Source organism: Qipengyuania gaetbuli (assembly GCF_009827315.1).
In the GTDB taxonomy this organism is placed as follows: Bacteria; Pseudomonadota; Alphaproteobacteria; order Sphingomonadales; family Sphingomonadaceae; genus Qipengyuania; species Qipengyuania gaetbuli.
Map to the genome: position 1 here is coordinate 1,831,072 of NZ_WTYF01000004.1, position 14,896 is coordinate 1,845,967.

Genomic DNA, 14,896 nt, shown 5'->3' on the forward strand with positions numbered 1-14,896 from the left:
GATATAGCGCGCGGGCATGGGCGGCAAATACGCTACGGAAACGCTTCAGGCCGACGAAGGTGGCATCGCCCACGCGGCTGCGATTCTGCGCGAGGGCGGCCTCGTCGCCGTGCCGACAGAGACGGTTTACGGCCTTGCTGCGCGGGCCGACTGCGACGCCGCGGTGGCGCGGATTTACGAGGCGAAAGGGCGCCCCAGCTTCAACCCGCTGATCGTCCATGTCTCGACCATCGAGCAGGCAAGGGAACTGGCGCAATTCAGCGCCGAAGCGGAGGCCTTGGCAGAAGAGCACTGGCCCGGACCTCTGACACTCGTGCTTCCGCGCCGCGAGGATGCGGGACTTGCGGCGGCAGTCACTGCAGGCCTCCCGACCGTTGCGCTGCGCATGCCTGATCATCCGGTGATGCGCGCGGTCCTAAATGAAACCGGTGCGCCCGTCGCTGCGCCCTCTGCCAATCGAAGCGGCTTCATCAGCCCGACCAGCGCGGCCCATGTGCTGGCCTCGCTCGACGGACGGATCGATGCGGTGCTCGACGCGGGCGAATGTCGTGCCGGACTCGAATCGACCATCGTGGCAGTACGCGAGGACGGCAATCTTGAAGAACTGCGACCGGGCCCGGTCAAAGTCGCGCCGCGCAACTCTTCCCCGGACGGCAGCGGTATCGAGGCGCCGGGGCAGCTGGCGAGCCATTACGCGCCGGGCAAGCCCGTTCGCCTTGGGGCCGCAGACGCGCAGCCGGACGAATTCCTGATCGGCTTCGGCGCGGTTGCGGGCGATTGCACGCTGTCGGCAAGTGGCGACCTGATCGAGGCGGCGTCACGCCTCTATGCCTGTCTCCACGAAGGTGCGCGGTCGGACAAGCCGCGCATCGCGGTCGCACCTGTTCCGCATGAAGGGGTAGGCGTGGCGATCAACGACCGCCTGCGTAGGGCGGCGACGCCTCCGAACTAGTCGTCTTCGGGTTCGACCGGGATGGTGGGCAGGATCTGCTGCATCTCGGCATAGGTGTCGCGGGCATTGCTGCAGGACCGTTGCTTGCCCTTCTCACATTCGTCGAGCTGCTTCTCGTACTGGCGTTCGAGCTTGGCCAGCTGTTCCTCGCGCCGACGGATTTCGCGGCCGCGCTTCTCGTCGGCTTCCGACTGGCTGGTCGTGGCAAGGTCGACGCCCTTGCTGACGACGCGGACCGGCGCAGTCGCGACGTCGACGAGAGTGCCGACGCAGGCGCTGGTGCCCAGGGCGGCGATGGGAAGCACAAAAAAGGCCAGGCGGCGCATCGAAATTCCTTTCACTGCGCCGCCTAGCCGAATTTCCCTTATCAGGCGATGAATTAGCCTTCCGGAGCCTCCGGTGCTTCGGGAGCCTCGGGTGCTGCCGGCGGTTCGGGTGCCTGGGCCTTGGATTTGGTGGTGCCGCCCTTGCAGGTCAGCTTGCCCGATCCGACCGACGATACCGTGCAGGTCGCATTGCCGTTCACGGTGACGCTGCCCGCGCCCACGATGCTGGCATCAACCGTGCCGTCGGAATCGAATTCGGCATCGCCCGATCCGACCACCGAGATATCGGCGGACCCGGCCTTGAGGCCGCCCATCTTGCTGCTGCCCGAGCCGGCAACGGTCAGGTCGAGCTTGTCCGTGCTGCCGGTCGCTTCGAAATCGCCGGAACCGGCGATGGTCACGTCGAGGCTGCTGACGTCCATCTTCGCGACCTTGACCGAACCCGATCCGGCCACCGTGACGTCGGCGTTATCGTCCATGCGATCGGCCTCGATCGTGCCCGAACCGGCAAGGACCATGGCCTTGAGGCTGGGCATGGTGACGCGCACGGTGGCGCGGCCGAGATCCTTGCCGCTGTCCTTGGCGCGCGAGATGGCCAGCGCGTCCTTTTCGATGTGGAAACGCATGGCATCCACGGCCGCCTGGTCGCCGGTCACGTCGATGTCGAGCGCTGCGCCGTGGGTGACAATTACGTTGTCGGGGGCGGCAAGGACGATTTCGGTCGGCGCGGCGCCGCTCGTGTCGAGTTCCGCCAGCGGCACGCCTTCGCCATCGCCGATCTGGATGTTGACCCCGTCGCAACCTGCGAGGAGTGCGCCCGCCGCCAGTGCTGCGACCGGGGCGAGTCCCTTGAGAATCCTGGTAATCATCATGCGGCCTTCCCTCTGCCTATCCCGCTAGTCCGTATTGGCGATATAATACAGCGAGAGGGTGGGTTCAACCCATGCGAAAAGGGCCGCCCCTTGCGGAGCGGCCCCTTCGTCGAAGCAGCAATGGCCTTGGCCGATCAGGCTTCTTCGGTGTTCTCGTAATATTGCGGCGCATGTTCGCGCAGCACGTCGAGGATCTTCTCGAGCGCGGTCGCTTCGTCGGTCTTCTCCATCGCCGCGAGTTCGCGGGCGAGACGGCTGGATGCCGCTTCGAAGATCTGGCGTTCCGAATAGCTCTGTTCCGGCTGGTCGTCCGGGCGGAACAGGTCGCGGGTCACCTCGGCGATCAGGACGATTTCGCCCGAATTGATCTTCGCTTCGTATTCCTGGGCGCGGCGCGACCACATGGTGCGCTTCACCTTGGGCTTGCCCTTCAGGGTTTCCATCGCTTCCTTGAGCGTCTTGTCCGACGACAGCTTGCGCATGCCGATCGATTCGACCTTGTTGACCGGAACGCGCAGCGTCATGCGTTCCTTCTCGAAGCGGAGCACGTAGAGGTCGAGCTGCATGCCGGCGATTTCTTCGCTCTGCAGTTCGATGACACGGCCAACGCCGTGCTTGGGATAGACAACGTAGTCGCCAACGTCGAAGGCATCAGCCTTGCTCGCCATGAATCAATCCTTTCTCGGGGTGGAAGGCTTGGCCAAGCGGCAAAAAAGACCTGTCCGCACCCGGGGGGAGGCATGCGGCATAACGGTCGACTTGCGGATTGGTTGCTCTTCCGGCCCTTTCGATTCTCACATCTGGCCGGGAGCACACCGGCGCAGTTGTTGCATTATATAGCACAGCTTGTGGATTATTGCGAGTCTTTGACGCTTTCGGGCCCGGGCAATCGAATCTTCCGATTGCGCACGGGCCATCGCTGCCAGCCGCGCGGAGCCGGCTTCTCGAGTCAGCAGGGAATGCAGCTGCGCCGGAAGGCGCCGGCGGCGATCAGTCGCCTTCGCCGGGTTCGGTGCTGAAGTACTTGTCGAACTTGTCCTCTTCACCCTTGTGATCGTCGGCGTCGGCCGGCGGTTCCTTCTTCTGGGTGATGTTCGGCCATTCGGCGGAATACTTGGTGTTCAACTCCAGCCACTTCTCGAGATTGTCCTCGGTATCGGGCAGGATCGCCTCGGCCGGGCATTCGGGTTCGCACACGCCGCAGTCGATGCATTCCGACGGGTTGATGACGAGCATGTTCTCGCCCTCGTAGAAACAGTCGACGGGACAGACCTCGACGCAATCGGTGTATTTGCATTTGATGCAGGCGTCGGTGACGACGTAGGTCATGGTGCGATAATTCCCTGTCTCGCTTTGGCTAAGGTGCTGCTATTCCGCTTTGCCCGCCCGGGTCAAGTTCGCGATAGCAGGCCGCTGCTTCGCGCGGCGGACCGCGGCGCGTCGGCAACTCCACAACCTCGATCAGGCGCACCGCGTTCCCCAGCGGGAGAGTGAGCACATCACCGATGGCAATGTCCCGGCTGGCACGCGTCACGCGCTCGCCATTGCGGCGGATGTGCCCCTCTTCGACCAGCCTCTGAGCCGCGCTTCGTGTGCGCGCGAAGCGCAGGAAGCACAGCAGGCGGTCGATCCGCACTCTCAGCCTTGTTTCATGAGGTCGGCAAGGCCGGCAAAGGCGCTGCCTTCGCGCGGTTTCGCCGGTGCGGGCGCTGGGCGCTGGTTCTGCTTGCGCCGTGCCGAGGGGCGCCATTCCCACTGGTCGGGACGCGGCGGTCCGAAGGTGCCTTCGGCCAGCGGGCGGGCGCGCTGGACGCGAAAGCCTGCCTGGCCCAGCAGGCGCTCGGCGTTCTTTTCCTCCAGCCCGATCGAGATGGGCAGGGCAAGGTCGAGCGCGAAGCGCCGCTTCCCGCCGGCCTTGGTCCGCGCATCGTGCGCGGCGCGGAAGATCTTTTCCGCCAGGTCCAGCCGGATCGCCTGCGTCCCGGCATGGCGGTATCCCGACGGAAGCTTCTTCGCATCCGGAATGACCGGGAGCATCGCGTCCTGCAGCGGGCGCCGGTCGATGCCGAGGGCTGCGAGCAGCTGGCGCGGTGCGGGCTTGAGCAGCAACGGCGAATAGATGTCGAGCGCGCCGAAAGTCACGCCGATCTTGCGCAGGAAGGGGCGCATTTCCTTGGGCAGGTGTTCGAGCCCTGCCTTTTCGCGGGTGACGAAACCGTGCCCGGCGATGAGGTTGAGCAGCAGCGCGCGCGCCTGCGACCCGGCATCGGGATTGGTGGCGGCAACATGCATCCGGTGCAGCGGTTCGAGCGGTTCGAGCTTGCCGTCGAGCCAGGTGCCGAGCGCGGCCATCAGCGTCTTGCGCGATGCCTCGGGCAAGGTTGCTAGCTCGCGTGCGGGCTCGAGCTCCGGCTTTAGTTGTCCGTCACGCGAGTTGAGCTTGGCCAGCATGTGGCCCTTCCACCGGATCGCCCCGCGCGACAATTCCACGTCCGCCATATCCGAGGCGGCGAGCGCTTCGGCGCGTTCGCCCAGGATGCGCGGCAGGGCCTTCTCGGCTGCAGCCAGCAGCATCTTGCGGTCGGCGTGGTTGGCGGCCTGGTCGACGACGAAGCGGAACCCTTCGACATGGCCGAGCGCCTCGTCCTCGACGCGCAGCACGCCTTCTGCATCCAGCGCGATGGGGAGCAGCCCCGCGTCCTGTCCCAGCGATTTCATCAGGATTGCCGTCCTCCGGTTCACGAATCTTTCGGTCAGCCGCGCATGGAGCGCATCCGACAGTTTTGCTTCCACGCCTCTTGCCCGTGACGCCATTTCGTCACGCGCCAGCACCCAGTCGGGACGCTGGCAGATATAGGCCCAGCTGCGAATCGCGGCGATCCGCCCCTGGAGCGTATCGATGTCGCCGCTTGTATTGTCGAGTTCCGAGATCCGCGCGGCAACGTAGTCCGCGCCGATATAGCCCTCCTGCAGATCCTGCCACAGGCGTGCGACGAAGCGGGCGTGCACGTCGGGCCCGCGCTGGCGGAAATCGGGCAGCGAACAGGCTTCCCAGAAGCGCCTCACCTTGCCGTGCCTGCGGATCGTGGCGGCAAAGGGCTCCTCGGCCAGCCGTTTCAGCGTGGCGAGGTCGATTGCCTCGGGCGCGAGCCGCAAGGCTTCGTGGGCCGGAGGCGTCTCGAGATCGGCGATGAGCGTCGCGAGCGAATCGAACCGCGGCTCCGCCTCGCGCCAGAACAGCTTGGTGATCGGGGCGAAGCGGTGCTCCTCGATCGCGTAAATCTCTTCCTCGGTGAATTCGGGCGAGGGGCCGAACTTGCCGCCCGCTCCGGCAAGCGTGCCGAAAGTGCCGTCGCGCTGGTGGCGCCCTGCACGCCCGGCGATCTGCGCCATCTCTGCGGGATGCAGCCGCCGCATGCGCACCCCGTCGAACTTGGTCAGGCCGGCAAAGGCGACATGGTTCACGTCGAGGTTGAGGCCCATGCCGATGGCGTCGGTGGCGACGATGTAATCCACCTCACCATTCTGGAACAATTCGACCTGTTTGTTGCGCGTTTCCGGTGAAAGTGCGCCCATGACCACGGCGGCGCCACCGCGAAAGCGGCGCAGCATCTCGGCGACCGCATAGACCGCTTCGGAACTGAACGCGACGACGGCACTGCGCGGAGGCAGGCGCGAAAGCTTGCGCGGGCCGATATGGGTGAGGGTGGAAAAGCGCGGCCTGGCAGAGATCTCCGCCTTGGGTACCAATGCGCGAACCATCGGCTCCAGCGTGGCTGCGCCGAGGATCATGGTTTCCTCACGTCCCCGCGCATTGAGCAGGCGGTCTGTGAAAACATGCCCCCGCTCACGGTCGGCCGACAATTGCGCCTCGTCCAGCGCGACGAAGGCCCGCTCGCCCGCATCGCGCGGCATCGCCTCCGCCGTGCAGCACAGATAGCGCGCCTCGGGCGGCTCGATCCGCTGTTCGCCGGTGATGAGCGCGACCGACTTCTCGCCCTTGATCGCCACGACCCGGTCGTAGACCTCGCGGGCGAGCAGGCGCAGCGGGAAACCGATCGCACCGCTCGAATGCGCGCACATGCGCTCGATGGCGAGGTGGGTCTTGCCGGTATTGGTGGGCCCGAGGACCGCCTTGATCGGGGCGTCGTTCACGCATGCCTAGGTGGCAGCGCCCCCCGCCATGCGCAACCGCCCGTCGCCCGATACGCGCAATTGACCGCATTCCCGACGAAAAGACGTCGCGGTTAAGGCGATCTTTACCTTGATTCCGCCATGGATTAGGTCGCTTTACGAATGCACGGGCTGGGCGCTGCCATGCGCTCGCGACGGAGGGTTTCAGGTGTACGAGTCCGACGAGGACGAGGGACCGCAATCGGTATCGATGCTTGCTGGCGGCTCCGCAGGGGCGGCCGCAATCGCCATGCCCGGCGCACAGGCGACGTCTTCCACTTCCCGTTTTTCGCTTGGCACGCTTCGCGACCAGCTGTTCGCGCGGATTGAAACGCTCGACATCGCGCCGGATCTCGGCGCCGACATCGGATCGAAGCGCTGGTTCCGCGGTCTTGGCACATTCGTCGGCCTGTCGGTGGTCGCGCTGGCTTTCTGGCCCGACTTCGCCCCGCTCGAGGCGGCCTCGCCGCTGCCCGACGACAAGCCGGTGCTCGACGAATACCACAGCCAGGCGATCCTGCCGCTGGCGCTCGGCGCCGATACCGGCCGCCGCATGGGCCCGAGCAACCTTGTGCGCCCGCTGGCGGAAGCGCCCGAGCGGCCGCAGCTGCAGATGCTCGCCACGCTTTCCTCGCCCGACAGTTTCGAGCGAACGCTGCTGCGCGCAGGGGTCGGCCGCGACGAGGCGCGCCAGGTGCTGTCCATGGTGCAGGGCGCCATCCCGCTCGGCGAGCTCGAACCGGGTACGCAGATCGACATCACGCTGGGCCGCCGGCCTGCACCGGGCGTATCGCGCCCGCTCGAAGACCTCACGTTCCGCGCGCGGTTCGACCTCGAACTGTCGGTCTCGCGTCTCGATCCGGGAGCCGAACTGACGCTGGCGAAGAAGGCCATCCGCGTCGACGACACGCCGCTGCGCATCCGCGGCACGGTGGGTGACAGCCTCTACCGCTCCGCCCGCGCGGCCGGTGCGCCATCGAGCGCGATCCAGGCCTATCTCAAGGCGCTTTCGCAGCAGGTGAATCTCGAACGCGACGTGCGCGCCACCGACAGCTTCGACATCATCGTCTCGCATCGCCGCGCCGCTACAGGCGAGCGGCAGGCGGGCCAGCTGATCTTCGCCGGGCTCGAACGCGGCTCGCGCACGCCGATCCAGCTGATGCGCTGGGGCAAGGACGGCCAGTTCTACGAAGCTTCGGGCGTGGGTGAGGAACGCGGCGGCCTCGTCGCGCCGGTGCCCGGGCGCATGTCCTCCAGCTTCGGCATGCGGCGCCACCCGATCCTCGGCTATCGGCGCATGCATTCGGGCGTCGACTTCAAGGCCGGGCACGGCACGCCGATCGTCGCCGTGACCGACGGGCAGGTGACCGGTGCGGGCCGCATGGGCGGCTGCGGCAATGCGGTGCGCCTGCGCCATGCAGGCGGGATCGACACGCGTTACTGCCACATGAGCCGCATTGCGGTGAACCGCGGGCAATCGGTGCGGCGCGGGCAGGTCATCGGCTATGTCGGCTCGACTGGCCTGTCGACCGGTGCCCACCTCCATTACGAAATGTACCGCAGCGGCCGCGCGGTGAACCCGGCCTCGGTCAAGTTCGTCACCCGCGCCCAGCTGTCGGGTGCAGAGCTGCAGCGCTTCCGCGAAACGCTGCGCCGGATCAAGACGGTGGAGGCAGGCGCCGCGCTCGAAGACCTCGCGCCCACGGCCGAGGAAATCGCCAGCGAAACGCCCCTGCGCGAAATCGACAAGCTCGACGCGCCCAAGACGGTCGGCTGAGATTGCGCCGCCGCCGCGATTGCGGCAGACGGTGCGCATCATGACCAACGCTTCCTATCCCGCCACGCGGATGCGCCGCACTCGCGCCCACGACTGGAGCCGCAGGATGCACCGCGAAACGGTGCTGACCCCGGCCGATCTCATCTGGCCGCTCTTCGTCACCGAAGGCACGGGGGTGGAAGAGCCTGTCGCGAGCCTGCCGGGCGTTTCGCGCTGGTCGATCGACGGGATTGCGAAACGCGCGCGGGAAGCGGTCGAACTCGGCATTCCCTGTATCGCGCTGTTCCCGAACACGCCGCAGGGCAAGCGTAGCGACGACGGGGCCGAAGCGCTCAACCCGGACAATCTCATGTGCCGGGCGATCAAGGCAGTGCGCGATGCCTGCGGCGGCGATATCGGCATCCTCACCGATGTCGCGCTCGACCCCTATACAAGCCACGGGCAGGACGGGCTGATCGATGCGAATGGCTATGTCCTCAACGACGACACTGTCGCGGTGCTGGTCGACCAGGCGGTCACGCAGGCCGAAGCCGGGGCCGATATTGTTGCGCCCTCCGACATGATGGACGGCCGCGTGAAGGCGATCCGCATGGCGCTAGAAATGAACGGCCATCCCAACGTCCAGATCATGAGTTACGCGGCGAAATACGCCTCGGCCTTCTACGGCCCGTTCCGTGACGCCGTGGGGTCCGGCGGCCTGCTCAAGGGCGACAAGAAAAGCTACCAGATGGATCCTGCCAACGGCGACGAGGCCCTGCGCGAAATCGCGCTCGACATCGCCGAAGGTGCGGACAGCATCATGGTCAAGCCGGGGCTTGCCTATCTCGACGTGATCTGGCGCGCGAAGCAGCAGTTCGGCGTGCCCGTCTTCGCCTACCAGGTCAGCGGCGAATACGCGCTGATCGAAGCGGGCGCGGCAGCCGGTGTCGGCGACCGCGAGGCGCTGCTCATGGAAAAGCTCGTCGCCTTCAAGCGCGCCGGCTGTTCGGGCGTGCTGACTTATCACGCGCCGCTGGCAGCCCGACTGCTGAATGGCTGAGTTCCGGCACGAAACCGACCGGCTGGTCCTGCGCGACTGGCGCGAGGAGGACTGGGGGCCGTTCTGGGCGGCGACCAACACGCCTGCAGTCATGCGCTGGCTGGGCGGCGTTGCCGACGATGCCAAGCGTCAGGGTGCACAGGACCGCCTGCTGTCCTACACCCGCGACCACGGCCACACCTTCTGGGTGGTCGAGCGCAAGGACGACGGCGAAATCCTCGGCTTTTGCGGGCTCAAGCGCTGCAACCAGCAGGGCGGGCCGATCGGCATGATGGAAGTGGGCTGGCGCCTGCGCGAAGATGCCTGGGGCAAGGGCTATGCGAAGGAAGCGGCCAAGGCCTCGCTCGACCTCGCTTTCGAGCGTTTCGGCGCGAACGAGGTCGTGGCGCTCACCGTCATGGGCAACGAGGGCAGCTGGGGGCTCATGAAACGGCTCGGCATGCGCCGGCGCGAGGATCTCGATTTCGCGAACGCCGATTTCGACAAAGATAATCCCGTCATCATCGTCTATTCGATCGCGCGCGGCGATTGGCATGGCTGACATCATCGCCGAAACCGACCGCCTGATCCTGCGCACCATCGAGGAGAGCGACGCGGCCGAGCAATACCGACTGCTCAACACGCCGGCGGTCATGGCCCGGCTGGGCGGCCCCAAGGAACTGCACGAAATCGAGGCGAAGCACGCCAAGGCGATCCAGTGGTACGCCACGCGCGGCTTCAGCTTCCTGATGCTGGTCGAAAAGGACACAGGCGAACTCGTCGGCCATGCCGGCATCAAGCTGGTCGACAACCCGCTGGCGAAGAACCAGGGCGATCACGAGATCGGCTGGCTCATCCGCGAGGACCGCTGGCGACGGGGCTATGCCGAAGAAGCGGTGCGCGCGATTCTCGACTGGGCCTTCGGGCGCGTGGATGCACCCCAAGTCGTCGCTCTGACCAGCGACCTCAACGTGGCCAGCTGGAAGCTGATGGAAAAGCTCGGCATGGTCCGGCGCGAAGATCTCGATTTCGAGGACCCGAACTTTCCGCCAGAGGACCGTAAGACCATCCTCTACAGCATGACAAAAGACCAATGGGAGAATGCCCAGTGACCAGGCCCGGCGTCAATATCGTACCGATCCACGGCAAGGTTCCGAACATCCACGAGAGCGCCTTCATCGCGCCGGGCTGCACGATCATCGGGGACGTGACGATCGGGGCGGGAAGCTCGATCTGGTACAATTGCGTGCTGCGCGCCGATGTCAGTCGCATCGTCATCGGCGAGCGGACCAATGTGCAGGACGGCAGCGTGCTCCACTGCGACCCGCCGCGTCCGGGCGATCCCGATGGCTCGCCTCTCATCATCGGCGACGACGTGCTGATCGGGCACATGGCGATGGTCCACGGTTGCCGGATCGAGGACCGCGGCTTCGTTGGCCTTGGCGCGATTGCCATGAACAAGGCCGTGATCGGCAGCGACGCCATGCTGGCAGCAGGCGCTATGCTGACCGAGGGCAAGGTCATGGGCGCGCGCGAGCTGTGGGGCGGCCGCCCGGCGCGCAAGATGCGCGATCTCGACGACATGGCCGTGGCCGGCATGCGCATGGGCACGGCGCATTACGCCGAGAACGCGAAGCATCACGCTGCCGCCGTTGATGAAGCGCTCAAAGGCTGAGCTTCCCGAAGCCGGCGAACTGCTCGCCCTGCTCGATGATCGGCAGCGTCTCGCCGTCCGGGTCACGCCCGGCGCGCGCAGCGAGGCGGTGACGATCGAGGATGGCCGCGTGCTCGTGAAAGTGCGCGCCAAGCCGCAGGACGGCGCGGCGAACGATGCAGTCATCCGGCTACTTGCCCACGCGCTCGGCATTGCGCCGTCGCGGGTCGAGATGTTGTGCGGCGCGACTTCGCGCGAGAAGCTTTTCCGGGTCGAGGCCTAGCCCGCAGGCCGCGCATAGCGCGCAAGGAAGCCGACGAAATCGATCTTGCCCAGTCCCACGCCTTCCTTGCGCAGGATGGCGTAGGCGGTTGCGGCGTGGAAATAGAAGTTGGGCATCGTCCAGTCGCGCAGGTATTCGTGCGCGGCCATCACAAAGCGCATGCCGTTGGGCAGGGTCATGTCGATTTCCGCGTCATGCGCCGCGGCTTCGCGTTCACCGGCAGAAGCCACATACTCGCGTGCCTTGGCCAGCATGGCGCGGACCTCGTCGAAGCTGGCAAGCGCCGTCTCTTCGTGCGGAATGTCCATGCCCCACACCCGGCCGAGCGCCATGTAGACCTGGTTCACCGCGATGCGGAATTGCGATTCCAGCGGAAGCATGTCCTCGGCGAGCCGCCCCACGACCAATCGCTCGTCGGACACCCCGGCCTTCTGGGCCTTGGCCGCGAGATGGTCGAGCGTGCCAAGGATGTTGCCAAAAGTGGCGATTGCGGCGGACGAATAGGACATGGTTCTCTCCCGTGAGGCCCACACCAGCTAGGTCGGCGCCGACCCCATATCAATAGGGTTGGCCCGTTCGATCAGAAAGGCCGCACCGAAGAGAATGACGGCCAGAGCGCACAACAGCGGCGGCGCAATGACCTGATTGTGGGCGTACACCCAACCTCCTCCGAAAGCACCTATCGCCAGGGCAAGCCACAGCAGACCGTATCCGCGCATGCTTGGTGCGGTCCGGCCCGTCAGCCTTGCGGCAATCCCTTGTCCGAAGCGCACGAGCGCGCCCGTCATATATGTAACGCCGACCGTGACCTCGCCATCCTTGGAAAAGACGTTGTTGGCGAGGCCCATCGCGCAAGCCGCCGGAACAAGGAAGCCGAGGGTGTAACCACCTGAATGGGCCAAAGCGCCCAGGCCCAGCAGTGCGGACACGCCCATCAAGAGCAAGCGTTTGCGACACGCAGGCCATCGCCCGGCGACAATTGCGCCCATGATCACGCCCCCGGTGAAACTGCCGATGATCGTCAGCGGCAGGAGGACCGCACCCGCGGCTGTGGCGAAGTCCACGCCCAGCCTTGTCGTATTGCCCGACATGAACGATGCGAAATAGCCACCCGTGGCGAGGAACCCTGTGGCGTCGACCGCACCAGCAAGGAAGGCGAGGCCGATGGCCAGCTTCTGGCGGGCGGGGTCGTAGCGATGCACGGCAACAGCTTGCCCCGAATCGCTCCGAAATCAATCCCTGATCAACGACCGCAGCGCATCGATCCGATCCGCTTCGTGCGGCGGCTTGTCCCAGCGGATGCGGTGGATGCGCGGGAAGCGCATGGCGAGGCCGGACTTGTGCCGCTTGCTCTCGTGCACGCTGTCGAAGGCGACCTCGAACACCAAGCTCCGGTCGGTTTCGCGCACCGGGCCGAAGCGGTTGACTGTGTTCTGGCGCACGTGCCGGTCGAGCTTCTTCAGCTCCTCGTCGGTGAAGCCCGAATAGGCCTTGCCCACCGGCAGCAGGTCCGCGCCCTGATCCGGGTCGCCGTCCCAGCAACCGAAAGTGTAGTCGGAATAGAAGCTTGATCGCTTTCCGCTGCCGCGCTGGGCATACATCAGCACGCAGTCGACCAGCAGCGGGTCGCGCTTCCATTTGTACCAGTATCCCACGCGCCGACCGGCGATATAGGGGCTGTCCTTGCGCTTGAGCATCAGCCCTTCGATCGCATCGTCGCGGCTGCCTTCACGTATCTGCGCGAGGTGCTCGAAATCGCGCGCCTCGACCACGCTGCTGATATCGAAATGGCTGTCCGGCAGGCGCGCCATTAGCGCCTCGAGCTGCGAGCGACGCTCCGTCCATGCCCGTTCCCGCAAATTCTCGCCCTCGACGATCAGGACGTCATAGAGGCGCACGAAGGCCGGATATTCCGCGAGCATCTTCTTCGACACGGTCTTGCGTCCGAGGCGTTGCTGCAGCGCGTTGAAGCTGGCTGCCCCGCCTTCTTCACCGCCCTGCACGCTGCCGCGCACGAGCAGCTCGCCGTCGAGCACCGCGTTGAAGGGCAGCACGTCGAGCAATTCGGGGAAGGTCGCGGAAATATCGTCGCCCGAGCGCGAATAGAGCCGCGTCTCGCCGCCGGCATGCACGAGCTGCACGCGAATGCCGTCCCATTTCCACTCTGCTGCATAATCGGCGAGGTCGACCACCGTGTCCTCGAGCGGGTGGGCCAGCATGAAGGGGCGGAAGGTCGGCAGGTTCTCGGTATCGGGCGGGGGTTTGCCATGCGCAGCCCAGTCGAACAGTTCGGCGTAGGGCGGCTGGAGCCCATGCCAGTACTCCTCGACCTCGTCGACCGGCACGTCGAAAGCCTGCGCGAAGGCGGTCTTCGCCAAGCGACTCGATACGCCGATGCGCATCCCGCCGGTCGCCAACTTGAGCAGAGCATAACGGCCCGAGGCATCGAGCCGGTCGAGCAGCCTGGGAAGCTCCGTCACCACGCTCTTGCGCGTCATGGCCGAGAGCAGGTCGACCGTTTCGCTCACGCTTGGCGGAGAGGGCGGATCGGCGGGGGCTGGCCACAACAGGCTTGCCGTCTCTGCCGTATCGCCGACGAAATCGCGGCTCAGCGTCCACAGCACCGGATCGACCCGCTCCTGCATCAGATTGCGGATCGTCGAGCTTTTGACGGCCGGAAAGTCGAGCCCGTCGGACAGCGCTGCCAGCGCCCAGCCACGATCGGGGTTGGGCGTCGCGCGCAGATACCCGGCGATCAGCCGCAGCTTCTCGTTGCGGGAGCGCGTGTAGACCAGCGCATCGACGAGGGCGGCGAATTCTTCCACTAGCCTAGTCGTCCTCGTCCTCGTAGCCGACCAGTGCCAGGGCGCGGGCGCGGCGCTGGTGGAGCTGGCACCAGCGCAGCAGCGCGTCCTCGCGGCCGTGAGTGATCCAGTTTTCCTGTGCGCCGACTTCCTCGATGGTGCGGGTAAGCTCGCTCCAGTCGGCATGGTCGGAAATGACCAGCGGCAGCTCGACATTGCGCTGGCGTGCGCGCTGGCGCACGCGCATCCACCCGCTTGCCATGGCAGTGATGGGATCAGGCAGGCGGCGGCTCCACCGGTCGTTGAGGGCGCTGGGCGGGCACACGACGATGGCGCCGCGCATATCGTCCTTGGAATAGTCAGCAACGAGCCGGAGTTCGCCGAGGTCCACGTCGTGTTCCTCGTAGAGACGGCACATCTTCTCCATCGCGCCGTGGAGGTAGATCGGGTCGAGGTGTCCCGCGCGCCGCAGCTCCGCGATCACGCGCTGTGCCTTGCCCAGCGCATAGGCGCCGACCAAAACGCAGCGGTCGGGATGCGCGGCGAGCCGTTCGAGCAGCTTGGCCATCTCCTCCTCGATCGGCGGGTGGGTGAACAGCGGCAGGCCGAAAGTCGCCTCGGTGATGAAGATGTCGCACTTCGTCACCTCGAAAGGCGCACAGGTGGGATCGGCGCGGCGCTTGTAGTCGCCCGTCACCACCACGCGCTCGCCCGCGTGTTCGAGCAGGATCTGCGCGCTGCCGAGGACATGGCCTGCGGGCACATAGGTCGCATCGACCCCGCCGGGCAGGCGGATCGTCTCGCCATAGGCGACCGGCGTCGCGCCTGCAGAAGTCGCGTAGCGCAACTTCATGATCGCCAGCGTCTCGGGCGTGGCGACGGTCTGGCCGTGCCCGCCGCGCGCATGGTCGGCATGGCCGTGCGTCACCAGCGCCTTGTCGACCGCGCGCGAGGGATCGACCCAGCAGTCTGCGGGGACGATGTGGATGCCGTGCGGCTCGGGTCGGATCCAGGAAAAGGGGGCGGCCATCCCCGCA

The 14,896-nt window shown here is 66.1% G+C and carries 17 protein-coding genes; 7 read left to right on the forward strand and 10 right to left on the reverse strand.

The genetic code is table 11. The annotated features are described in order from the left end of the window. Positions 1 to 16: 16 nt before the first annotated feature. Positions 17 to 952 carry an L-threonylcarbamoyladenylate synthase gene (locus tag GRI42_RS11495; RefSeq protein ID WP_160608623.1) on the forward strand — a complete coding sequence of 312 codons (936 nt, stop codon included), beginning with the start codon at positions 17 to 19 and terminating at the stop codon, positions 950 to 952. Here the strand turns inward: GRI42_RS11495 and GRI42_RS11500 are convergent. The 6 genes from GRI42_RS11500 to GRI42_RS11525 form a co-directional block, all read right to left on the reverse strand. Further along, complete coding sequence (locus GRI42_RS11500) at positions 949 to 1,278, reverse strand: hypothetical protein (RefSeq protein WP_160608624.1); 330 nt, start codon at positions 1,276 to 1,278, stop codon at positions 949 to 951. The two genes, GRI42_RS11495 and GRI42_RS11500, sit on opposite strands and share 4 nt — an antisense overlap. 53 nt (positions 1,279 to 1,331) lie before the next feature. Then, on the reverse strand, positions 1,332 to 2,150 hold the full coding sequence (locus tag GRI42_RS11505; protein ID WP_234033941.1) for a head GIN domain-containing protein: 819 nt from the start codon (positions 2,148 to 2,150) through the stop codon (positions 1,332 to 1,334). Between the two features lie 134 nt (positions 2,151 to 2,284). Continuing rightward, positions 2,285 to 2,818: a CarD family transcriptional regulator gene (locus GRI42_RS11510; protein ID WP_006832856.1), complete on the reverse strand. Its 534-nt coding sequence runs from the start codon at positions 2,816 to 2,818 to the stop codon at positions 2,285 to 2,287. Between the two features lie 322 nt (positions 2,819 to 3,140). Continuing rightward, complete coding sequence (gene fdxA, locus GRI42_RS11515) at positions 3,141 to 3,479, reverse strand: ferredoxin FdxA (protein ID WP_160608625.1); 339 nt, start codon at positions 3,477 to 3,479, stop codon at positions 3,141 to 3,143. Positions 3,480 to 3,507: 28 nt separating this feature from the next. Beyond that, complete coding sequence (locus GRI42_RS11520) at positions 3,508 to 3,786, reverse strand: RNA-binding S4 domain-containing protein (protein ID WP_160608626.1); 279 nt, start codon at positions 3,784 to 3,786, stop codon at positions 3,508 to 3,510. 2 nt (positions 3,787 to 3,788) lie between these two features. Then, positions 3,789 to 6,305, reverse strand: coding sequence for a helicase-related protein (locus GRI42_RS11525; protein WP_160608627.1), 2,517 nt, complete (start codon positions 6,303 to 6,305; stop codon positions 3,789 to 3,791). Positions 6,306 to 6,534: 229 nt separating this feature from the next. On the opposite strand from GRI42_RS11525, the gene GRI42_RS11530 reads away from it, so the two are divergent. The 6 genes from GRI42_RS11530 to GRI42_RS11555 are packed head-to-tail and all read left to right on the forward strand — an operon-like array spanning position 6,535 to position 11,055. Continuing rightward, entirely contained in the window at positions 6,535 to 8,100 is a 1,566-nt protein-coding gene (locus tag GRI42_RS11530) for a peptidoglycan DD-metalloendopeptidase family protein (RefSeq protein ID WP_160609197.1), read from the forward strand. Between the two features lie 40 nt (positions 8,101 to 8,140). Further along, a complete protein-coding gene (gene hemB / locus GRI42_RS11535; RefSeq protein ID WP_160608628.1) occupies positions 8,141 to 9,139 on the forward strand; it encodes a porphobilinogen synthase in 999 nt (332 codons plus the stop codon). After that, the gene (locus tag GRI42_RS11540; RefSeq protein WP_160608629.1) at positions 9,132 to 9,680 is read left to right on the forward strand and encodes a GNAT family N-acetyltransferase; all 549 of its coding nucleotides are present in this window, start codon (positions 9,132 to 9,134) and stop codon (positions 9,678 to 9,680) included. The genes hemB and GRI42_RS11540 overlap by 8 nt, the downstream gene beginning before the upstream one ends. Further along, on the forward strand, positions 9,673 to 10,230 hold the full coding sequence (locus GRI42_RS11545; RefSeq protein ID WP_160608630.1) for a GNAT family N-acetyltransferase: 558 nt from the start codon (positions 9,673 to 9,675) through the stop codon (positions 10,228 to 10,230). Before GRI42_RS11540 ends, GRI42_RS11545 begins: the two co-directional genes overlap by 8 nt. Beyond that, positions 10,227 to 10,793, forward strand: a complete 567-nt coding sequence (locus GRI42_RS11550) for a gamma carbonic anhydrase family protein (RefSeq protein WP_315899669.1) — start codon at positions 10,227 to 10,229, stop codon at positions 10,791 to 10,793. The genes GRI42_RS11545 and GRI42_RS11550 overlap by 4 nt, the downstream gene beginning before the upstream one ends. Next, a complete protein-coding gene (locus tag GRI42_RS11555; protein ID WP_160608632.1) occupies positions 10,774 to 11,055 on the forward strand; it encodes a DUF167 domain-containing protein in 282 nt (93 codons plus the stop codon). Before GRI42_RS11550 ends, GRI42_RS11555 begins: the two co-directional genes overlap by 20 nt. Here GRI42_RS11555 and GRI42_RS11560 read toward each other — a convergent pair. Genes GRI42_RS11560 through GRI42_RS11575 form a run of 4 tightly spaced genes read right to left on the reverse strand, consistent with a single transcriptional unit; the run spans position 11,052 to position 14,889 of the window. Beyond that, a complete protein-coding gene (locus GRI42_RS11560) occupies positions 11,052 to 11,564 on the reverse strand; it encodes a DUF1993 family protein (protein WP_160608633.1) in 513 nt (170 codons plus the stop codon). The genes GRI42_RS11555 and GRI42_RS11560 overlap by 4 nt on opposite strands. A 27-nt stretch (positions 11,565 to 11,591) precedes the next feature. Beyond that, positions 11,592 to 12,257, reverse strand: a complete 666-nt coding sequence (locus GRI42_RS11565; protein WP_160608634.1) for a YoaK family protein — start codon at positions 12,255 to 12,257, stop codon at positions 11,592 to 11,594. Between the two features lie 30 nt (positions 12,258 to 12,287). Beyond that, complete coding sequence (locus tag GRI42_RS11570) at positions 12,288 to 13,880, reverse strand: cisplatin damage response ATP-dependent DNA ligase (RefSeq protein ID WP_160608635.1); 1,593 nt, start codon at positions 13,878 to 13,880, stop codon at positions 12,288 to 12,290. Positions 13,881 to 13,884: 4 nt separating this feature from the next. Further along, positions 13,885 to 14,889, reverse strand: coding sequence for a ligase-associated DNA damage response exonuclease (locus GRI42_RS11575; protein ID WP_160608636.1), 1,005 nt, complete (start codon positions 14,887 to 14,889; stop codon positions 13,885 to 13,887). Positions 14,890 to 14,896: the final 7 nt, after the last annotated feature.